An 18,537-nucleotide genomic window follows, 5' to 3' on the forward strand; every position below is an offset into this window, starting at 1 on the left:
GCTCAACGGTATCGCGAAACGCCCAGATCGTCGCTGCGGATTGCTGTCGGTCGACCCGACACAATATCGGCGATCAACTGGCCACTCCCGCAGGACATGGTCCAGCCCAGCGTGCCATGCCCGGTGTTCAGATACAGGTTGTCCAGCGGGGTGCGGCCCACGATGGGCGTGCTGTCGGGCGTCTTGGGGCGCAGCCCGGTCCAGAAATGCACGTCGCCGGGCTGGTAGCTGCCCGGGAACAGGTCGTTGAGCACCATTTCCAGCGTCTGCTGCCGACGAGGATTCAGCGATCGGTCATAACCCACGACCTCTGCCATACCGCCCACGCGAATGCGCCGCTCAAAGCGCGTCAGCGCAATCTTGTAGGATTCATCGAGCAGGGTGGATACAGGCGCACAAGCGGGATCGGCGATGTCAACCGTAATGGAATAGCCCTTCATCGGATAAACGGGAATGTCGACAAGCCCCTTCAACAACAGGGTCGACCACGATCCCAGCGCCGCCACATACGCATCGGCCTGTCGCAAGCCCGAGGCGCATTGCACCCCCGTGAGCCGGTGCCCTGACCGTTGCAGCGATTGAATGGTTTCGTTGTAGCGGAATTGAACGCCCAGATCCTGGGCCAGCCGCGTCAAGGCATGCGTGAACAGACGGCAATCTCCGGTCTCGTCGTCCGGCGTGCGCAAGCCCCCCACCAGCTTGTGGCGGACGTGGGCCAGCGCCGGCTCGTATTGCGCCAGACGGTCGCCGTCCACAAGCTCGAACGCCACGCCCGCGTCCCGCAAGGCCTCGACGTCGCGCTGGGCATCGTCCATCTGCTTGGGGGTTCGAAACACCTGCAGGGTTCCCTGGCGCCGGCCTTCGAACTGGATGCCCGTATCAGCCTGGAGCGCATGCAGGCACTCGCGGCTGTAGAAGGACATCCGCAGCATGCGTTCCTTGTTCAGAGCATAGCGGGCCGGTGTGCAATTGCGCCACATCTGCAACAGCCACTTGACCTGGTCCGCGCTGCCGTCAGGGCGGATGGTCAGAGGCGAATGTTCCTGGAACATCCACTGAAGGGCCTTCAACGGAATCCCAGGCGCCGCCCATGGAGAGGAATAGCCAAAGGAAAGCTGACCGGCATTGCCGAAGCTGGTTTCCTCGGCGGCGTCCGGCTCCCGATCCACAACGGTGACTTCGTGCCCCTCGCGGGCAAGGTAATAGGCGCTCGTGACACCCACCACGCCGGCTCCCAAGACCAGAACCTTCATGACGTTCCTCAATCGAATGAATTTTTCATGATGATAGGCGATATATCTGGCTAATTTTTCATGAAAAAGTCAGGTTTTCATGAAATACGATCGGTGCCTGGTGGCACAATGAATAGCCTGCAGCACGAAATGCTGGCGCGGTCCAGCCCGGTGCCGCGCCATGTCAACAACCCAAGGCAAGTCGCCCGACAGGAGCCTCATCATGCGCATGCAGAAGGAATCGGTCCACGCACTGGACAAGATCGACCGCCGCATCCTGGATCTGCTTCAGCAGAACGGCCGCCTGTCCATGACGGAACTGGCCGACGCCGTCGGGCTGACGGTCACTCCCTGCATCGAGCGGGTCAGGCGCCTGGAGCGGGACGGCGTGATCATGGGCTATCACGCCAGGGTGGCTCCCGCTGCTCTGGATGCGGGGCTTCTCGTCTTTGTCGAGATCAGCATGTCCAGCAAGTCCGAGCGTACCTTCGAGGAATTCCGGCGGGAAGTCCTCTGCGTGCCCCAGGTACTGGAATGCCACTTGGTCTCGGGTGACTTCGACTACATGATCAAGGCGCGCATCAAGGAAATCAGCCAGTACCGAAATTTGCTGGGCGACATTTTGCTGCGTCTGCCCGGCGTGACGCAGACCAGGAGCTGCGTGGTCATGGAAGAGGTCAAGGAAACCCAGTTCATCCCGGCCCAGAGATAGGCCAGCCTCAGCTCCGCCGGCACCGCACCGGCCGGGCGGCCCGAACGGTACACCGGGCGGCTGGAATCACTTCGGGGCGGCAGCGGTGGCTGCCGCGCGAGGCCGCATCACCACCAGATTGTCACGGTGAATCAGCTCCGGGTCGGACAGGTGGCCGAGTATTTCCGCAATGCGCGCGCTGGGCTGCCGCAGAATACGGGCGGTTTCGGCCGACGAATAATTGATCAGGCCCCGCCCGCACTCCACGCCGTGCTCGTCCACGCAAGCCACGACGTCGCCGCGATCGAACTCCCCTTCGACGGCGACCACCCCAACGGGCAGCAGGCTATGGTGGCCTTGCGTGAGCGCGCGCACCGCGCCGGCATCCAGCGTCACCCGGCCTCTTAGCCGCAGATGGTTGGCCAGCCAGCGCTGGCGTGCTGAACGGACCGGCAAAACCGCCCGCAGCTCGGTGCCTATGGGCTCTCCGGCCGCCAGCCGCCGCAACAGGTCCGGCTCCCGGCCGGAGGCGATGATGGTGTGGCCACCACTGTTGGCCGCTCTTCGGGCGGCAAGGACCTTGGTGAGCATGCCGCCCGTCCCGATGGCGCTACCCGAACCTCCGGCCATGGATTCCAGCGCGGGGTCTCCCGCCTGTCCGTGGTGGATGAAGGTCGCATCGGCATGTTTGCGCGGGTCCGCGCTGTACAGACCGGGCTGGTCAGTGAGGATGATCAGAACGTTGGCCTCGATCAGATTGGTGACCAGCGCTCCCAGCGTGTCGTTGTCGCCCAGCCGGATCTCGTCGGTGACGACGGTATCATTCTCGTTGACGATGGGGACCACCCCCAGGTTCAGCAGCGTGGCCAGCGTGCTGCGGGCGTTCAGATAGCGGCGCCGATGCGACAGGTCTTCGTGGGTGAGAAGGATCTGCGCGGTCCGGATACCGTGGCGGGCAAACGCGGATTCATAGGCCTGTATGAGCCCCATCTGGCCCACGGCAGCGGCGGCCTGAAGCTCCGGCATGGTACCCGGACGCCGGGGCCAGCCCAGGCGCGCCATGCCCTCGGCAATGGCGCCACTGGACACCAGCACGATCTGCCGCCCCTCGGCGTGCAGTCCCGCGATTTGCGCCGCCCATTGCCCCACGGCGTCTGTGTCGATGCCCCGGCCCTCGTTGGTGACCAGTGACGAGCCGACCTTGAGCACCAGCCGATGGGCGTCTCGAGCGACGGAAACAGCAGAATCGTGGGCAGCCATGGAATTCAGTCCGTATCGGGCAAGCCATCGAGCGGCGCACCTTCGTCAAAGCGAGGGTCGCCATCGCGTGCATGGGCGCTGCGGTTCCGCTCATCCAGCCACGCCTGCAGCGCCCCCGTGAGCGCGTGGGTGCCGTCACCCGTCAGGGCCGAGATCCCGAATACAGGACCGGACCAGCCCAGTTCCGCACAGATGCGCGCCTTCACGGCCTCCGTGTCGGCTACCATGTCCAGCTTGTTCAGCACCAGCCAGCGCGGCTTGGCCGCCAGTTCGGGGCTATAGCGCTCAAGCTCCTGCACGATGGCGCGGGCGTCATGCACCGCCTGGACGCAGGCGTCGATGTCCGGATCGGGGGAATGGACGTCGAGCACGTGCAGCAGCACGCTGGTGCGGCTCAGGTGGCGCAGGAACAGATGGCCCAGGCCAGCGCCTTCGGACGCACCCTCGATCAGGCCGGGGATGTCGGCGACGACGAAACTGTGCGAAGGCGAGGTGCGTACGACCCCCAGATTGGGGTGCAGGGTAGTGAACGGATAGTCGGCGATCTTGGGCCGCGCATTCGACACGCGCGTAATGAACGTCGACTTGCCGGCATTGGGCATGCCCAGCAACCCGACATCGGCGAGCACCTTCAGCTCGAGTTTCAGGCGCCGCTGTTCGCCCTCGCGCCCGGCCGTGAACTGGCGCGGCGCCCGGTTGGTACTGGACTTGAAATGCAGATTTCCCAGGCCTCCGGCGCCGCCCTGCGCAAGCGTCACGCGTTGATCGTGGTGATCCAGATCGAACAACTGATCGCCGGTGTCGGCGTCCAGGATAGTGGTTCCGACCGGCATGCGCAGAATGACATCGGCCGCGCCGGCGCCATACCGATCCGAGCCGTGCCCGTTCTCGCCGTTCTTGGCACGATGCAGGCGAGCATAGCGGTAATCGATCAGCGTGTTGATGTTGCGGTCCGCCACCGCGATGATGGAGCCGCCCCGCCCTCCGTCGCCGCCGTCGGGCCCGCCCTTGGGGATGAACTTTTCCCGGCGGAAGCTCGCCACGCCATTGCCGCCCTTGCCGGCGGCGACCTCGATGGTGGCTTCGTCTACGAATTTCATGATTCGGTTCCAGGCCGCGGAACGCGGCCAAGTCCTCATTCTAATAAAAAATCTATGGTCAGCCCGATTTTTGCAAGCGGGACGACGTTGACGTAAATTGGGCTTGCTTAAATCTATCCGGGGTCGTGGTGGAGGAATCCCCCCGCCCCATGATGAGAGCCGCGCCGGACAAACCTCAAAAAGCCCTCAGTGTCATGCACTGTTTTTTGTGCCAGGTTCGTTGTCCGGCCGTTGAGCCGTTTATGTCTTCACGTATCTCGCGTCGCAAAACCAGGAAGTGGGTACTGCTGAAGGTTGCTGTGTAAACGGTGTGCGTCAGGCTGCTGTCACAGCCTGCTCGCTACGGTAGTTCGTCCCTCTGGCGAGGATGGCCCAGGCTATCCTCGCCAATTTGTTGGCCAGCGCGCAGGCCACGACATTCGAGTGGCGTCGGGTTAATAGGCTGCGGACCCAGACGCCCAAAGTATCGGTGCGTTTGTCGACGCGCTGCATGATGGTCCGCGCGCCTTGCACTAGCAGCCGTCGCAGATTCTTGTCGCCGCGCTTGCTGATGCCCAACAGCGTAGGCTTGCCGCCGGTGCTGTACTGGCGTGGCACCAACCCCACCGAGGCGGCAAACTGTCTTGCCGAACCGAACTGTCGAGCGTCGCCCAGCTCGGTCGTCAGCACGCTGGCGGTGATCGGCCCGATGCCGGGTATCTCCAGCAGCCGCTGGCCGCGCTCGTCCTGGCGCAGTTGTGCCGACAGCTCTCGCTCTGTCTGGGCGATCTGCTCATCAAGGTATTTGAAGTGCGCCTGCAGCCGTTCGAGCAGCGCCACCAAACGCGGCGGCAGTTCATGCGCGACCAGTACCGCCGGTAATTTGCGGATGATCGCCGGCCCCTTGGGCAGGCCCACACCAAACTCCAGCAGGAAGGCGTGGATTTGGTTAATAGCGCCGGTTCTGTCGCGTACCAAAGCCTCGCGCACCCGGTGCAACATCGATACCGTCTGCTGAGCCTGATTGCGCGGGCTCACGAACCGCATACTCGGGCGACTGGCTGCCTCACAGATCGCTTGCGCGTCGGCGAAATCGTTCTTGTTGCCCTGCACGAAGGGCTTCACGAACTGGGGAGAGATCAGCTTGGCCTGGTGACCCAGATCTTGGACTCTACGGGCAACCCAGTGTGCCCCAGCACACGCCTCCATCACGACGGTACAGGCCGGCGTATTGCCTAGCAGCGTGAACATCTGGCTGCGCGTGAGCTTCTTGCGAAACACCATCCTGCCAGCCCTATCCTGACCGTGAAGGTGAAAACTATGCTTGCCCAGATCAATGCCAATCAGCGCGACGGTGCTCATGACGGTCTCCAAGAAAGAACAATCCCCACTCAGCGTACCGCTTCGTGGGGATCGGGCTGACCATCTCATTAAGCCCTGCCGGTCGGCAGGGCTCATGCTGGCTGTCTGCCGCTTCAGCTCGCGGCTTCCACCGAGACGGTGCGCTTGCTGAGCGCGCCCCGCACGGAGAACTGCACGGTGCCGTTCACCAGCGAGAACAGCGTGTGGTCCTTGCCAATGCCGACGTTGACGCCGGGGTGGAACTGAGTTCCGCGCTGACGGACGATGATGCCGCCCGCGAGGATCTGCTGGCCGCCGTAGACCTTCACGCCCAGCCGTTTCGATTCGGAATCGCGGCCGTTGCGAGTCGAGCCGCCGCCTTTTTTGTGTGCCATGATGAGTTCCTAAATGCGATGACAGGAATCAAGCCGCAACAGCGTCGATGCGGATTTCGGTGTAGTTCTGGCGATGGCCCTGATGCTTCTGATAGTGCTTGCGACGACGCATCTTGAAGATCTTGACCTTGTCGTGACGGCCTTGCGCAAGAACGGTCGCGCGCACCGAGGCGCCCGCAACGAAAGGCGCGCCGATCTGAAGCGACTCGCCTTCGCCGACGGACAACACCTGGTCGAGCGAAATTTCTTGCCCAATGTCAGCCGGTATCTGTTCGATTTTCAGTTTTTGGCCGGCGCAAACGCGATACTGTTTGCCGCCGGTTTTTATGACCGCGTACATGGGAAATTCCTGAAATGGGTTTGCAGGGGCTTGCAATATTGATCCTGGTCTGCAGCATTGACCTCAAATGCACCTGCACATCGGGCAGCAACAAGGACCAAGCCTTGCATTCTATACGGAAAACTGCTTTTGAATCAAGCAGATTATGCGCACCGACCCATCGCCGGAACAGGAGCCACGTCACCCCACCCAGCGGTAGGAGTCCGATTCCCGCACGCAGACGATCCGGATTCCCGCCCGGCGAGCCCGGCTTCGCAATCGGCCGATGGTGACGGACAGATCGACAGTGGTACGTCGCCGGCCGGTGCCCGGGAACTGCCAGGTCCCCAGGATGGCCTGGGTCAGTGCATCGTTGGTGGCGCGGAGGTCCGGCGACTCGAACAAGCAGGCGATTGCGGCATGCTCGGCGCGCGTCAGCGGCAGTGCTCGGCAGCCGTCTGTCAGCAACCAACGGTCACGGCGCAACGATCCCAGGTCGAGTACCAGCATCCAGCCGCCGGCATGATGCGTTTCCGCGTCCGCGGGCGCATCGGCGGCGGATGCGCATAGGCTTTCGGTATCCGCGGCGTCCATGATGCCGATCGTAGCCAGCGGTCCGGAACCGGTCAATCACTATTGTGATAATAACGATCACCAATGTGGTTCACGTTTTGGGTCCAATGAGCCGGTGGATACCTTTGCCAGCCGACTCCAGTACGCCAGGCGCCTGCGACATCTGTCACAGGCCGCGCTGGCGCGCAAGTGCGGCCTGTCGCAGAGCGCCATTTCGAGCTACGAAAACGGCGTGCGCAAGGACCCGAGCAAAATCCTGATCCTGGCCGAGGTACTCGAAGTGAACGCCTATTGGCTGCGCGCCGGCCAAGGCCCCATGTTGCCGGTGCCGACTCTGGGCGAAAGCACCTGGCCGTTTCCCAGCATCAGCCCCCGGCTGTTCTGGTCGCTGTCCGTGCGCGACCGGGAAGCCGCCGAGCGGGCCCTGGCCGCCTTCATCGACGGGCTGCTCAAGACGCCACCTCCAGCTCCGAATCGCTGAGTCCCACGAGACCCGATGATCCTGTCGGATGCCTCGATATGGCTCGATGAACGGCGGCTGCCTGCGTGACCGCGAGAGAACGGTGCCCCGATTCAGGAGTCCCCCGACGGCCGAGCCGGCCAGCCTCCCCCGCTCACTGTTTCACGGCATACAGGAACAGCTCGACACGCCGGTTCAAGGCACGGCCCTCCGGCGTGCTGTTGTCCCCGACAGGATTGAGCGAACCACGGCCCTCGGCGGTCAGGCGCTCGGAAGACACCCCCCTGCCGGACAGGTATTGGGTCACAGCCGCCGCCCGCCGCTGCGACAGCGGCTGATTGATGGCGTTGGAGCCGCTGGTATCCGTATAGCCGATCGACTTGGCCCGCAGTTCCGGGTGTTCGTTCATGGCTTTGGCCACGCTATCGAGCACCGGCAGCAACTGGGGTTTGAGCACCGCCTGATTCGTATCGAAGGACACGTTGCTGGGGATATTGACCTTCAGTGAACCGTCGGGCATCTCGGTGACTGCGACGCCCAAGCCGGAGGCCCCGGATTTTTCGACGTCCTGTTTGACGGTCTTCCAGTTGTATCCCACCACACCACCCGCGACGCTTCCCAGTCCAGCCCCAATCAAGGCGGCACTGCTGCTGTCTCCAATCAGGGCCCCGAGGCCCGCGCCCAGCGCCGCCCCGGCTCCGGCGCCGACGGCCGTGTTCTGGCCCTGGGGCGACATGTTTGCACAAGCCGTCAACAGCGCCAGGCTTCCGATCGCAACGAGATGAATGGCCCGGGTGGAAGTCGCTCGATATGTCATCGTACCCATTTGCGCTCCTTGTCAACACGTAGGTTCACTAGCGTAACAAGAAGTGCGGGCCAATCTGTGAAAATGCGTATCAATGAAGGATCTGGCTGAGAAACAGGCGGGTGCGTTCGTTCTGTGGGTGGTCGAAGAACGCATCCGGCGCGTTCTGCTCGATGATCTCGCCATGATCCATGAAGATCACGCGATCGGCGACCTTGCGCGCGAAGCCCATTTCGTGCGTGACACACAGCATGGTCATGCCGGATTCCCTGGCCAGCTCGACCATGACATCCAGCACTTCCTTCACCATCTCGGGATCGAGCGCCGAGGTCGGCTCGTCAAACAGCATGATCTTGGGGTTCATGCACAGCGACCGGGCGATGGCGACACGCTGCTGCTGCCCACCCGAGAGCTGGCCGGGATATTTGTGGGCCTGATCCGGAATGCGCACCCGCTCCAGGTATTTCATGGCGGTCGCTTCGGCCTCGGCCTTGGATCGCTTGAGCACCCAGGCAGGTCCCAGCGTGAGGTTCTCAAGCACTGTCATATGGGGGAAGAGGTTGAAGTGCTGGAACACCATGCCCACGTCGCGCCGGATCGCCTCGATCTGCTTGAGGTCGTTGGTCAGTTCCGTGCCATCGACGATGATCTCCCCTTCCTGGTGTTCCTCCAGCCGGTTGATGCAGCGGATCATCGTGGATTTGCCGGATCCCGACGGCCCGCAGATCACGATGCGTTCGCCTGGCGCGACATCCAGGTTCAGGTCCTTCAGGACATGAAACTGGCCATACCATTTGTTGACGTTCTTCAGGCGGATGATGGGTTCCGACATGGATGAGGACTCCTGCGGCCCCGGCGACCGGACCCGCGCAAAAGACTAACGTTTCTGTCCCTGATCAAGCTGACGTTCCAGCGAGAGGCTGTAGCGCGAGATCGAGAAACAGAAAATGAAATAAATGACCGAGATGAACAAATAGGCCTCGGTGCTGAACCCGCGCCAGACCGCGTCGGACACGGCCACTTTGGCGGCCTGGGTCAGGTCGAATATCCCGATGATCACAACCAGCGACGTATCCTTGAAGAGCGAAATGAAAATCCCCACCAGCGGTGGAATCACGATCTTCAGCGCCTGCGGCAAAATGATCTTGCGCATGGACTGCCAATAACTCAGCCCAATGGATTGCGCACCCTCGTATTGCCCCTTGGGCATGGCCTGCAGCCCGCCGCGCACCGTCTCGGCCACATAAGCCGCGGCAAACAGGATGATCGCGATCTGCGCGCGCAGCAGCTTGTCGATGGAAAAGCCCTCCGGAAGGAACAGCGGCAACATGACCGAGGACATGAACAGCAGGCTGACCAGCGGCACCCCACGGATGAGCTCGATGTAGACCACGCAGACAGCCTTCACCCCCGGCATGTCCGAGCGCCGCCCCAACGCCAGCAGCAGGCCGAACGGAAATGCCAGCGCAATCCCGAAGGTCGACAGGATGAGTGTGACCGGCAAGCCGCCCCAGCGGCTGTTCTCGACATAGGTCAGGCCAAAGACACCGCCCCACATCAAGACACCGAAGGCGGCCAGCGCCAGGAGCCACAGCACACCCAGGAAGGGCTTCCAGAACCAGCGAATGCAACTGCAGATCACCACGGCGACCAGAATGACCGACGCCAGCAAAGGCCGCCACTGCTCGGCATAAGGATAGATCCCGAACAGGATCAGGCGGTGTTTCTCGCGTACGAACGCCCAGCAGTAGCCGCCGGTCTCGCGGCATTGCGCAGCGGTCGTTGCCGAAAAATCGGGCTTCACGAACAGATAGTCGATCAGCGCCGGAATCGCCATGAGCAGAAGCCACAAGGCGAGAATGGTCAGGACCGCGTTCAACGGCGAGGAGAACAGGCGCGTGCGCAGCCAGCCGATAATCCCGGCGTCGGTGTGCGGCGGCAAGCGGTCGGGGCTGCCGGAGCGGAGAGCTTTGTCCATCTATCGCTCCACCAGCGCAATGCGCTTGTTGTACCAGTTCATGAACACCGAAATGGACAGGCTGACCACCAGATAGGCTGCCATGATGATCATGATGCCTTCAATCGCCTGGCCCGTCTGGTTCAGAATGGTGTTGGTGACGGCGACGATGTCCGGGTAGCCGATGGCCACCGCCAGCGAGCTGTTCTTCGTCAGATTCAGGTATTGGCTCGTCATGGGGGGAATGATGACCCGCATGGCTTGCGGAAGGACCACCAGCCGCAGGATCCGCGACCGCGGCAGCCCGATGGAGGCGGCAGCCTCCCATTGCCCTTGATCCACCGCCTGGATCCCGGAGCGCACGACCTCGGCCACGAACGCCGACGTATAGATGACCAGCCCGGCCAGCAACGCCGCGAACTCGGGCGAGAGATTCAGCCCACCCTGGAAATTGAAGCCCTTCAGCACCGGGCGATCGACCACAATGCTGCTGCCGCTGACCCACCAAAGAATCAGCGGTACCACGACGAGCAACGCAATCGACGCACGCACCAGCGGGAAGATTCGTCCAGTCAATTGCTGGCGGCGCCGTGCCCAATGGGCCAGCAGCACGATCAGCACGATGGCCAGCGCGAGTCCCCCGAAAATCCAGTCCATGGCATCGCCCTTCAGCCACGGAATTTTAAGGCCCCGATTCGAAACGAAAACGCCCGGGATCGGCGTAAGCGCCTGCCTGGGTCCCGGCATTACCTCAGTGATCAGCGCATACCAGAAAAAGAGCTGCAGCAGCAGCGGAATATTGCGCATGACCTCGACGTAGAGGCCAGCCAGGCGCGAGACCAGCCAGTTCTTCGACAGACGGCCGATGCCCAGCAGCGTCCCGAACAGGGTCGCCGCAATCACCCCGATCACCGAGACGCGTAGCGTGTTGAGCAAGCCCACCAATACGGCGTGGCCATAGGTGTCGGCGGGGGAATATTCGATGAGGGATTCGCCGATGGCGAAGCCCGCTTCCTCGTGCAGGAAGGCAAAACCGGTTGAGATATTGCGCGCCGCAAGATTGTGCAGCGTGTTGGAGGCCAGATACCACACCCCCAGTGCCACCAGACCCAGGATCAGGATCTGGTACACCAGGGCCCGTGTTCCTGGATCGTTCCAGGACCAGCGACGCCGGGGGGCCCTGGGTGCGCGGTGTTTCGTGTCATTCATAAGGAGAATCGCGGCAGGACGCAAAGGCGCCCCGAAGGGCGCACGACGCCGGGGGAAGCCCCCCGGCCGTCAAAGGAAACCGATCAGCGGATCGGCCAGGCGTACAGGATGCCGCCCTTGCTCCATTGGGCGTTCAAGCCACGTTCCAGCTTCAGCGGTGAGCTCATGCCGAGATTACGCTCGAAGGACTCTCCGTAGTTGCCCACCTGCTTGATGATGTTGTAGGCCCACTTCTTGTCCAGCCCCAGGCCCTTGCCCATGTCGCCCGACACCCCCAGGATACGCTGAATGTTGGGGTTGGTGGACTTGGTCATCTCGTCCACGTTCTTCGATGTGATGCCGTACTCCTCGGCTTCGATCATGGCATTCAGCGCCCAGCGCACGACCATGAACCACTCGTCGTCGCCCTGGCGCACCAGCGGACCCAGCGGCTCCTTGGAGAAGTTTTCGGGCAAGATGACGTAATCGTCAGGCGTAGCCGACGAAGCGCGAAGGCTGGCAAGCTGCGACTTGTCGCTGGTGACCACGTCGCAACGGCCCGACTCGAAGGTGCGGAAGCCTTCTTCGGAGGTGTTGATGACCACGGGCTTGAAGTCGAGCTTGTGCGAACGGAACCAATCGGCCAGATTCAGCTCGGTGGTGGTGCCCTGCAACACGCACACCGAAGCGCCGTTGAGTTCGGTCGCGCTCTTGACGCCGAGACTCTTTTTGACCAGCACACCCTGGCTGTCATAGTAGTTGGTGCCCGTACTCATCAGACCCAATGTGGTGTCACGCGACATCGTGGCCGTCGTGTTGCGGGTCAATACGTCGACTTCGCCGGACTGCAGCGCGGTAAAGCGCTGCTGGGTGGTCAGCGGCGTGGCCTTGAATTTCGTGGCATCTCCGAAGACCATGGCCGCGACGGCCTTGCAGGTGTCGATATCGAGGCCCTTCCAGACACCCTTGCTGTCAGCCAGCGAGAAACCCGGCAAGCCGGTGTTCACGCCACATTGCACATAACCATGCTGCTTGACCGTATTGTAGGTATCCCCCGCCTGAGCAGTGGTGCCGGCAAACAGTAGCGCGGCGCCTATCGCCGCCAGTTTCATGACTTTCATGTTTCTTCCCTTCTTTCAGAGTTTCCTGTCTTCGTTGCAGGTGGCGTTGAATGAGACGGAATACAATCTTGTGGAGTCGCTCCATCAGGCCGGAATCGTAGCGTGATACCGGCTGCCAAAACATGGGGGATATCCCTGCAACCGCAAATGATGCTGCGTTGCGGCATATCGGCGTCGCGACGCTTTCTCAGGATACGCATGATCGAGTTCCAGCACGTCTTCAAGTCGTTCGGGCGCAGCCGAAACATCCTGGCCGATGTCAACTTTCACATCGAACCCGGAGAATTCATTTTCGTCTCGGGGCCATCGGGCGCCGGCAAGTCCACGCTGCTCAAGCTCGTGGGCGGCCTGGAGCCGCCAAGCCGGGGTTCCGTGACCGTCAACGGCCACCGCATCGACCGGCTTCCCGCGCGCGCCCGGCCCTACTTGCGGCGCACGGTCGGTCTCATCCTGCAGGACGCTCATCTGCTGTTCGACCGCACGGCCTTCGACAATGTGCTGTTGCCGCTGAATGTGACCGGCCTGGACCGCGGCACGGCGGCGACCCGCGCGCGCGCCGCCATGGAAAAGGTAGGCCTGCGCGGCAAGGAAGACCTGCGTCCCATCGAGATGTCGGGTGGAGAGCAGCAGCGGCTGGCCATCGCCCGGGCCATCGTGGGACGCCCCACCATCCTGATCGCGGACGAACCGACCGCGAACCTGGACCACGACAGCGCCGTACACATCATGGACGTCTTCCGCGACTTCAACCAGGTGGGCGTCACCACCCTGATCGCCTCGCACGACACCGCACTCATGGGCCACTACGCACAGCGCACGCTGCACATCGACGGCGGCCGCTTCAACGATCTCGCGGGGGTACCGGCATGAACCGCTGGCTGCGCCATCACCGCTACGCTCTGCGCGTGGCTCTGCATCGGCTGCGTCTGCATCCCTTCTCGTCGCTGGCGAACATCGTGGTCATCGCGCTCATGCTGACCGTTCCCATTCTGGGCGCCGCCGTCCTCGAGTCCAGTCAGCCGCTGGCGCGCCAACTGGCCGTCACGCCCGAGTTGACGCTGTTCCTGGCTCCGCAAACCAGCGCCGCCGACCAGCAGACGTTGCTCGCCCGCATCCAGAAGGAGTCGGGCGACCACGTCGCCAAGGCGCGGCTGCTCCCGCGCGACCAGGCCATGGCACAGCTCCGCGCCGATCCTGCCTGGGCGCAGGCGCTGGACGCACTGCCCGATAATCCTCTTCCCGATGCCATCGTGGTCACGTTGCGCGATTCGGCATCGCCCGCCCAGGACGCGGCATCACTCACGCAGACCTGGCAGCAATGGCCCGGCGTCGCCCACGTGCAGATGGACAGCGAGTGGGTCCGGCGGCTGGAATCGCTGCTCTCATTCGTCCGCATGGGACTGGGCCTGCTGGCGATCGCGGTGGCGGTTGTGGTGCTGGCGACCGTCTTCAACACCGTCCGGCTGCAGGCCCTTACACAACGCGAGGAAATTGCCGTGGCGCGACTTGTGGGCGCCACCGAATCGTTCGTGCGCCGTCCCTTCCTGTACCTGGGGGCGCTGACCGGACTGGCGGCCAGCGGGGTGGCGGTACTGCTCGCGCGCGCCGCGCTCGTTCCCCTGAATGCGATCCTGGGCCACTTCGCCCATAGCTACGGCATCGAATGGGTGATCCATCTTCCGGCGGTGCCGGACCTGGTGTTGTGGGGTGCGCTCATCATCATTCTGGGTGCCGTCGCCGCCCGCCTGTCGGTCACCCGCCACACGCAGTTCTGATGACAGCAGCACGCCGCGATCCATCCGGCCATGACGCGCCCGTACCGGCCGAGCCGGCCGATCCCGCCTCGCGCATCGCCGCCTGGCAGCGCCGTAGCGGGCGCCATGATCTGCCTTGGCAGGCCAGCCGCGATCCCTACAGGATCTGGCTGTCCGAGATCATGCTGCAACAGACGCAGGCCGCCACCGTCATCCCCTATTATCGGAACTTCCTGGTCCGTTTTCCGGACGTCCGGGCGCTGGCGGACGCACCGCTGGACGCCGTGCTGCAGTCCTGGGCGGGGCTGGGGTATTACGCTCGCGCCCGCAACCTGCACCGCTGTGCCCAGGCGGTACGCGACGACCACGGCGGGCACTTCCCGCGCAGTTCGGCCGATCTGGCCACGCTGCCAGGGATCGGCCCCTCAACCGCAGCCGCCGTCGCCGCCTTCGCCTGGGGCGAGCGCGCCGCGATCCTGGACGGCAACGTGCGCCGCGTCCTGGCGCGGCACCATGCGCTCGAGGCGGATCCGGGAGCCAGCGCTTCCACGCGGCAACTGTGGGCCTGGGCCCGGGAATGGCTGGCACAATCGCCGGCCGATCTGGACATGCGGGCCTACACCCAGGGGCAAATGGATCTGGGGGCAACAGTCTGCACCCGCACGAATCCGGACTGCCCACGCTGCCCGCTATCGGATGACTGTGCAGCCCGGATACAAGGCCGGCAACACGAACTGCCCCGCCCGCGCATGCGCCGCCCCCAGCCCGAGCAATCCGGCCATGTCATCATCGTGCAGTGCGGCGGGGCCGTCCTCCTGCATCGACGCCCCGAGCGCGGGATCTGGGGCGGGCTGTGGTCGCTCCCGCAATTCGAGGCGCAGGACAGGCTGACCGCATTCCGCCGGGACCTGGCGGACGTTGACGCGCCCCCGCTGGAAAAGCTGGCGGCCTTCGATCACGCCTTCACGCACTTCCGTCTGCATCTGCAGCCATGGAGGCTGCGCCTCCCGGGCGCCCCCACCGTCGACACGCCCCCCGGCCACACCTGGGTCCCGATCAGCACATTGCATGAACTTGGGATGCCCGCTCCGATCGCCCGCCTGCTGCGAGGACTCTATCTGGAGCAGCCTCCGCCGACATGAGCACCGAGCGTGCAGTCCGGCTGGCTTGCAGCCCGGCGTCCCGCCACGGAGCGGGTCGCTAAGGCGCGCGAGGACGGTCCGATCCGATGCTCATCAGAAGCCCGCAGGCCACCCCCAGCGTGATGAGCGCCGTGCCGCCATAGCTCATGAAGGGCAGCGGGACTCCGACGACCGGCAAGACTCCCGTCACCATCCCGATATTCACGAACACGTAGACGAACATCATCATGGACATGGCTCCGGCCATCAACCGGCCGAACTGGGTGGGAGCCCGCACCGTGATGCTCAGCCCCCGCAACACCAGCAACGCATACAGAGCCAGCAGCGCCACCCCCCCATACAAGCCGAATTCCTCGGCAAACACCGCAAAAATGAAATCCGTGGTGCGCTCCGGAATGAAATCCAGGTGGGACTGGGTGCCCTGCATATAACCCTTGCCATAGACGCCACCCGAGCCCACGGCGATCATGGACTGGATGGTGTGAAAGCCCTTGCCCAGCGGATCCATCCCGGGATTGAGCAGCACGCAGACCCGGTATTTCTGATAGTCATGCAAGACGACCCAGTCCACGTCGGGCTGACAGATCTGATCCTCGTAGGAGACGAGCGTCCCCAGCCCCACGGCCGCCACCAGGACCACCGGGATGAGCAGCTTGAAGGAGAACCCACCGAAATACATGACGCAGAACCCTGAGGCAAGCACCAGCAGCGCGGTTCCCAGATCGGGCTGGTCGATGATGAGCACTGCCGGAACGGCCAGCAGCAGCCCGGCCACCAGAAAATCGCGGATGCGGATGCGGCTCACGGACTGCCGCTGGAAATACCAGGCGAGCATCAGCGGCACGGCAATCTTCATCATTTCAGACGGCTGGATGCGGGCCACGCCCACGTCCAGCCACCGGGTGGCGCCCTTGCTCGTCGCTCCGAACAGCGTGACGGCCACCAGCAGCGCAATGCCCAGCGCATAGATGTACGGCGCCATCTTCAGAATCCACGTCGGCCGCAACAGCGCCACGCCCCACATCACCACGAAGGCGATCACGAAATTGCGCAATTGGTCGGAAAAGCGCCAATCCGTGTTGCCCACAGCCGAATGCATGGTCGCCATGCCAACGAGTGCCATCACGATGAGCAGCGCAAGCAGCGGCCAATCCAGAACGGCAAACATGCGGCGGACCGCCGGGACGAGCAGTTTCACGGGGTATCCTCCTGGGCACCGTCTTCCGGCTCATCGCTGCCATCGGGCAGCGGCGCCGGCTCGGGGCTCTCCTCATCCTCGGCAGCGGGGGCCGTCTCCGGCTGGCCCGCCGCCTTGGTGACTTGGGCGCGCGCGGCCTCTTCGGCGCGGAGCTGTTCCTGGCGCGCGGCGACGCGAGCCGGATCCAGCCAGTAATCGAACACCTTGCGCGCGATGGGCGCCGCCACGGACGCGCCCCAGCCGCCGTTTTCCACGATCAGCGCCACCGCGATCTGCGGGTCATCGGCCGGCGCGTAGGCCATGAACAGGGCGTGGTCGCGCAATCGTTTGTCCACGGCATGGGACTTGTACTTGGCGCCCTTCAGGCTATAGACCTGCGCCGTCCCGGTCTTGCCGGCCGCCTGATAGCTCGCGCCCAGAAAGGCCTGGCGCGCGGTGCCCTGCCGCACCACGTCCACCATGGCGTCCCGGATGATTTTCAGATTTTTGGGATCCAGCTTGATGGTGTATTGCGGGCCCGTCACGGGATAACTGAAGCGCCCGGTAATGGGATCGATGATGCGGCGCACCAGATGCGGCTTCATGTAGACGCCGTTGTCCGCCAGCACGGAGGTCGCCTGCGCGAGCTGCAGCAGAGTGAACGCGTTGTAACCCTGCCCTACCGTCACCGACACCGTCTCGCCACGATACCAATGCTGTTGCGATGGCTTGTGATAGGTTTGGCGCTTCCAGGCGCGCGACGGCAGCACGCCCCGGCGTTCCCCATCCAGGTCGATGCCCGTGATTTGTCCAAAGCCGAACTGCTTGCTGAAATCGTGCAGCTTGTCCACGTCCATAATGGCACCCAGCGAGAAAAAATAGGTGTCGGAAGATTTGACGATGGCCTTGTGCATGTCGGTGGGGCCATAGATGGCGCCCGCGGCATTGCGGAACTTCTGTCCGGCCAGCTCGAAATAGCCAGGGTCGGGAATGAGTTCGGTCGGCGAGCGCAAGCCCATTTGCAGCGCCGCCAGCGCCACGAACGGCTTGTAGGTGGAACCGATCGGATAGGTTCCGTACAGCGGCCGGTTGATGAGTGGATGATCGGGGGAATCGTTCAGCTTCTTCCAGTTCTCCACGTCGATACCGTCGACGAACAAGTTGGGATCGAAGGATGGCGCCGAAACGAAGGCCAGCACTTCGCCTGTCTTGGGCGCAATCGCCACGAGCGCCCCTCGTTTGCCTTCAAACTGGGACTCGGCCAGCTTCTGCAGGCCGATATCCAGGGAGAGCTCAAGATTCGAACCCGGAATGGGGTCGGTGCGGCTCAACTCCCGGACGGGCCGCCCGGTCGCCGTGACCTCGAGCTCCTCCACACCGGTCCGACCGTGAAGGGTTTTTTCCCAGGTCTTCTCGATGCCCTTTTTGCCCATCACCTGCGTGCCGCGATAATTGCCGGCCTGGCCCGATTCCTCGAGCTGCTGCTCGTCTTCTTCAGAGATCCGTCCGACGAACCCCAACACATGAGCGGCGGATTCCCGCTCGGGATAGGAACGCACCCAGCGCGCTTCCAGACTCACGCCCGGAAACCGATAGGCGTGCACCGCGAACCACGAAGCCTCGATGTCGTTCAGATTGTTGCGCAGGAGGACCGGCGCGTAGCGGCCGCTTTGCTGGAAGAGGCGCAGGAACTTGCGCCGATCGTTGGCGCTGATGTAGACCAGTTCCCCCAGCCGATCCAGCATCGCTTCCACATTGCCCTTGAGCTGGGCCCGGGTGACGAGGAGCGTGTAATCGCGCTCATTGTGGGCCAGCACCACCCCATTGCGGTCCATGATCTGGCCGCGCCTCGGCGGGATCGGCACGATCGCGATGCGATTCTGCTCCGCGCGCGCCGACAGGTTGTCATATCGCACCACCTGCAGGAACCACAGGCGCCCGACCAGCAACAGCAGGCAGACCAGCGCGAACAGCCCGGCCACCCAGGCGCGCAAGAGCACCGTCTGGCGCTGATGCTGGCTGGTCTTGCGAAATTCGAACATG

At 63.4% G+C, this 18,537-nt stretch carries 19 protein-coding genes; 5 read left to right on the plus strand and 14 right to left on the minus strand.

The window, feature by feature from the left end:
• Positions 1-2: 2 nt before the first annotated feature.
• Positions 3-1,253: a D-amino acid dehydrogenase gene (locus ACVCMJ_RS10060; RefSeq protein ID WP_447081281.1), complete on the minus strand. Its 1,251-nt coding sequence runs from the start codon at positions 1,251-1,253 to the stop codon at positions 3-5.
• 202 nt (positions 1,254-1,455) lie between these two features.
• On the opposite strand from ACVCMJ_RS10060, the gene ACVCMJ_RS10065 reads away from it, so the two are divergent.
• Positions 1,456-1,944, plus strand: coding sequence for an Lrp/AsnC ligand binding domain-containing protein (locus ACVCMJ_RS10065; RefSeq protein WP_447082719.1), 489 nt, complete (start codon positions 1,456-1,458; stop codon positions 1,942-1,944).
• A gap of 66 nt (positions 1,945-2,010) precedes the next feature.
• Here ACVCMJ_RS10065 and proB read toward each other — a convergent pair whose 3' ends face one another.
• The 6 genes from proB to ACVCMJ_RS10095 form a co-directional block, all read right to left on the minus strand.
• Positions 2,011-3,183 (minus strand): glutamate 5-kinase, encoded by a 1,173-nt coding sequence (gene proB / locus ACVCMJ_RS10070; RefSeq protein WP_447081282.1) that lies wholly within the window; start codon positions 3,181-3,183, stop codon positions 2,011-2,013.
• Between the two features lie 5 nt (positions 3,184-3,188).
• Complete coding sequence (gene obgE / locus ACVCMJ_RS10075; RefSeq protein WP_447081283.1) at positions 3,189-4,283, minus strand: GTPase ObgE; 1,095 nt, start codon at positions 4,281-4,283, stop codon at positions 3,189-3,191.
• A 315-nt stretch (positions 4,284-4,598) separates the two neighbouring features.
• Positions 4,599-5,624, minus strand: coding sequence for an IS110 family transposase (locus ACVCMJ_RS10080; protein ID WP_447079836.1), 1,026 nt, complete (start codon positions 5,622-5,624; stop codon positions 4,599-4,601).
• 113 nt (positions 5,625-5,737) lie between these two features.
• Positions 5,738-5,998, minus strand: coding sequence for a 50S ribosomal protein L27 (rpmA, locus tag ACVCMJ_RS10085; RefSeq protein ID WP_447081284.1), 261 nt, complete (start codon positions 5,996-5,998; stop codon positions 5,738-5,740).
• A gap of 28 nt (positions 5,999-6,026) precedes the next feature.
• Positions 6,027-6,338, minus strand: a complete 312-nt coding sequence (gene rplU, locus ACVCMJ_RS10090; protein WP_447081285.1) for a 50S ribosomal protein L21 — start codon at positions 6,336-6,338, stop codon at positions 6,027-6,029.
• 180 nt (positions 6,339-6,518) lie between these two features.
• The gene (locus ACVCMJ_RS10095; protein WP_447081286.1) at positions 6,519-6,911 is read right to left on the minus strand and encodes a hypothetical protein; all 393 of its coding nucleotides are present in this window, start codon (positions 6,909-6,911) and stop codon (positions 6,519-6,521) included.
• On the opposite strand from ACVCMJ_RS10095, the gene ACVCMJ_RS10100 reads away from it, so the two are divergent.
• Positions 6,910-7,371, plus strand: a complete 462-nt coding sequence (locus ACVCMJ_RS10100) for a helix-turn-helix domain-containing protein (protein WP_447081287.1) — start codon at positions 6,910-6,912, stop codon at positions 7,369-7,371. The genes ACVCMJ_RS10095 and ACVCMJ_RS10100 overlap by 2 nt on opposite strands.
• A 133-nt stretch (positions 7,372-7,504) precedes the next feature.
• On the opposite strand, the gene ACVCMJ_RS10105 is transcribed toward ACVCMJ_RS10100, so the two are convergent.
• The 5 genes from ACVCMJ_RS10105 to ACVCMJ_RS10125 all read right to left on the minus strand — a co-directional run bounded on the left by ACVCMJ_RS10105 (position 7,505) and on the right by ACVCMJ_RS10125 (position 12,421).
• Positions 7,505-8,167, minus strand: coding sequence for an OmpA family protein (locus ACVCMJ_RS10105; protein ID WP_447082720.1), 663 nt, complete (start codon positions 8,165-8,167; stop codon positions 7,505-7,507).
• A gap of 79 nt (positions 8,168-8,246) precedes the next feature.
• Positions 8,247-8,987 carry an amino acid ABC transporter ATP-binding protein gene (locus ACVCMJ_RS10110; RefSeq protein ID WP_447081288.1) on the minus strand — a complete coding sequence of 247 codons (741 nt, stop codon included), beginning with the start codon at positions 8,985-8,987 and terminating at the stop codon, positions 8,247-8,249.
• A gap of 45 nt (positions 8,988-9,032) precedes the next feature.
• Complete coding sequence (locus ACVCMJ_RS10115) at positions 9,033-10,133, minus strand: amino acid ABC transporter permease (protein ID WP_447081289.1); 1,101 nt, start codon at positions 10,131-10,133, stop codon at positions 9,033-9,035.
• Positions 10,134-11,321: an amino acid ABC transporter permease gene (locus ACVCMJ_RS10120; RefSeq protein WP_447081290.1), complete on the minus strand. Its 1,188-nt coding sequence runs from the start codon at positions 11,319-11,321 to the stop codon at positions 10,134-10,136.
• An 83-nt stretch (positions 11,322-11,404) separates the two neighbouring features.
• Entirely contained in the window at positions 11,405-12,421 is a 1,017-nt protein-coding gene (locus ACVCMJ_RS10125; RefSeq protein WP_447081291.1) for an amino acid ABC transporter substrate-binding protein, read from the minus strand.
• 198 nt (positions 12,422-12,619) lie between these two features.
• On the opposite strand from ACVCMJ_RS10125, the gene ACVCMJ_RS10130 reads away from it, so the two are divergent.
• The 3 genes from ACVCMJ_RS10130 to mutY are packed head-to-tail and all read left to right on the plus strand — an operon-like array spanning position 12,620 to position 15,317.
• Entirely contained in the window at positions 12,620-13,291 is a 672-nt protein-coding gene (locus tag ACVCMJ_RS10130; RefSeq protein WP_447081292.1) for a cell division ATP-binding protein FtsE, read from the plus strand.
• The gene (locus tag ACVCMJ_RS10135) at positions 13,288-14,196 is read left to right on the plus strand and encodes a cell division protein FtsX (protein WP_447081293.1); all 909 of its coding nucleotides are present in this window, start codon (positions 13,288-13,290) and stop codon (positions 14,194-14,196) included. The genes ACVCMJ_RS10130 and ACVCMJ_RS10135 overlap by 4 nt, the downstream gene beginning before the upstream one ends.
• Positions 14,196-15,317: an A/G-specific adenine glycosylase gene (gene mutY / locus ACVCMJ_RS10140; RefSeq protein WP_447081294.1), complete on the plus strand. Its 1,122-nt coding sequence runs from the start codon at positions 14,196-14,198 to the stop codon at positions 15,315-15,317. The genes ACVCMJ_RS10135 and mutY overlap by 1 nt, the downstream gene beginning before the upstream one ends.
• Positions 15,318-15,375: 58 nt before the next feature.
• Here the strand turns inward: mutY and rodA are convergent, their stop codons facing one another.
• Positions 15,376-16,515 (minus strand): rod shape-determining protein RodA, encoded by a 1,140-nt coding sequence (rodA, locus tag ACVCMJ_RS10145; protein ID WP_447081295.1) that lies wholly within the window; start codon positions 16,513-16,515, stop codon positions 15,376-15,378.
• Entirely contained in the window at positions 16,512-18,536 is a 2,025-nt protein-coding gene (gene mrdA, locus ACVCMJ_RS10150) for a penicillin-binding protein 2 (protein WP_447081296.1), read from the minus strand. The genes rodA and mrdA overlap by 4 nt, the downstream gene beginning before the upstream one ends.
• Between the last annotated feature and the right edge of the window lies 1 nt (position 18,537).

The organism is Castellaniella sp. UC4447_H14, assembly GCF_052978285.1.

Excerpts from the sequence above, each read along its gene's own strand:
- rplU (WP_447081285.1), bottom strand. The coding sequence starts at position 6,338 with ATGTACGCGGTCATAAAAACCGGCGGCAAACAGTATCGCGTTTGCGCC.
- rpmA (WP_447081284.1), bottom strand. The coding sequence starts at position 5,998 with ATGGCACACAAAAAAGGCGGCGGCTCGACTCGCAACGGCCGCGATTCC.
- obgE (WP_447081283.1), bottom strand. The coding sequence starts at position 4,283 with ATGAAATTCGTAGACGAAGCCACCATCGAGGTCGCCGCCGGCAAGGGC.
- ACVCMJ_RS10125 (WP_447081291.1), bottom strand. The coding sequence starts at position 12,421 with ATGAAAGTCATGAAACTGGCGGCGATAGGCGCCGCGCTACTGTTTGCC.
- ACVCMJ_RS10105 (WP_447082720.1), bottom strand. The coding sequence starts at position 8,167 with ATGACATATCGAGCGACTTCCACCCGGGCCATTCATCTCGTTGCGATC.
- ACVCMJ_RS10120 (WP_447081290.1), bottom strand. The coding sequence starts at position 11,321 with ATGAATGACACGAAACACCGCGCACCCAGGGCCCCCCGGCGTCGCTGG.
- ACVCMJ_RS10095 (WP_447081286.1), bottom strand. The coding sequence starts at position 6,911 with ATGGACGCCGCGGATACCGAAAGCCTATGCGCATCCGCCGCCGATGCG.
- ACVCMJ_RS10110 (WP_447081288.1), bottom strand. The coding sequence starts at position 8,987 with ATGTCGGAACCCATCATCCGCCTGAAGAACGTCAACAAATGGTATGGC.
- ACVCMJ_RS10130 (WP_447081292.1), top strand. The coding sequence starts at position 12,620 with ATGATCGAGTTCCAGCACGTCTTCAAGTCGTTCGGGCGCAGCCGAAAC.
- proB (WP_447081282.1), bottom strand. The coding sequence starts at position 3,183 with ATGGCTGCCCACGATTCTGCTGTTTCCGTCGCTCGAGACGCCCATCGG.
- mutY (WP_447081294.1), top strand. The coding sequence starts at position 14,196 with ATGACAGCAGCACGCCGCGATCCATCCGGCCATGACGCGCCCGTACCG.
- ACVCMJ_RS10135 (WP_447081293.1), top strand. The coding sequence starts at position 13,288 with ATGAACCGCTGGCTGCGCCATCACCGCTACGCTCTGCGCGTGGCTCTG.
- ACVCMJ_RS10100 (WP_447081287.1), top strand. The coding sequence starts at position 6,910 with ATGATGCCGATCGTAGCCAGCGGTCCGGAACCGGTCAATCACTATTGT.
- ACVCMJ_RS10065 (WP_447082719.1), top strand. The coding sequence starts at position 1,456 with ATGCGCATGCAGAAGGAATCGGTCCACGCACTGGACAAGATCGACCGC.
- mrdA (WP_447081296.1), bottom strand. The coding sequence starts at position 18,536 with ATGTTCGAATTTCGCAAGACCAGCCAGCATCAGCGCCAGACGGTGCTC.
- ACVCMJ_RS10115 (WP_447081289.1), bottom strand. The coding sequence starts at position 10,133 with ATGGACAAAGCTCTCCGCTCCGGCAGCCCCGACCGCTTGCCGCCGCAC.
- ACVCMJ_RS10080 (WP_447079836.1), bottom strand. The coding sequence starts at position 5,624 with ATGAGCACCGTCGCGCTGATTGGCATTGATCTGGGCAAGCATAGTTTT.
- ACVCMJ_RS10060 (WP_447081281.1), bottom strand. The coding sequence starts at position 1,253 with ATGAAGGTTCTGGTCTTGGGAGCCGGCGTGGTGGGTGTCACGAGCGCC.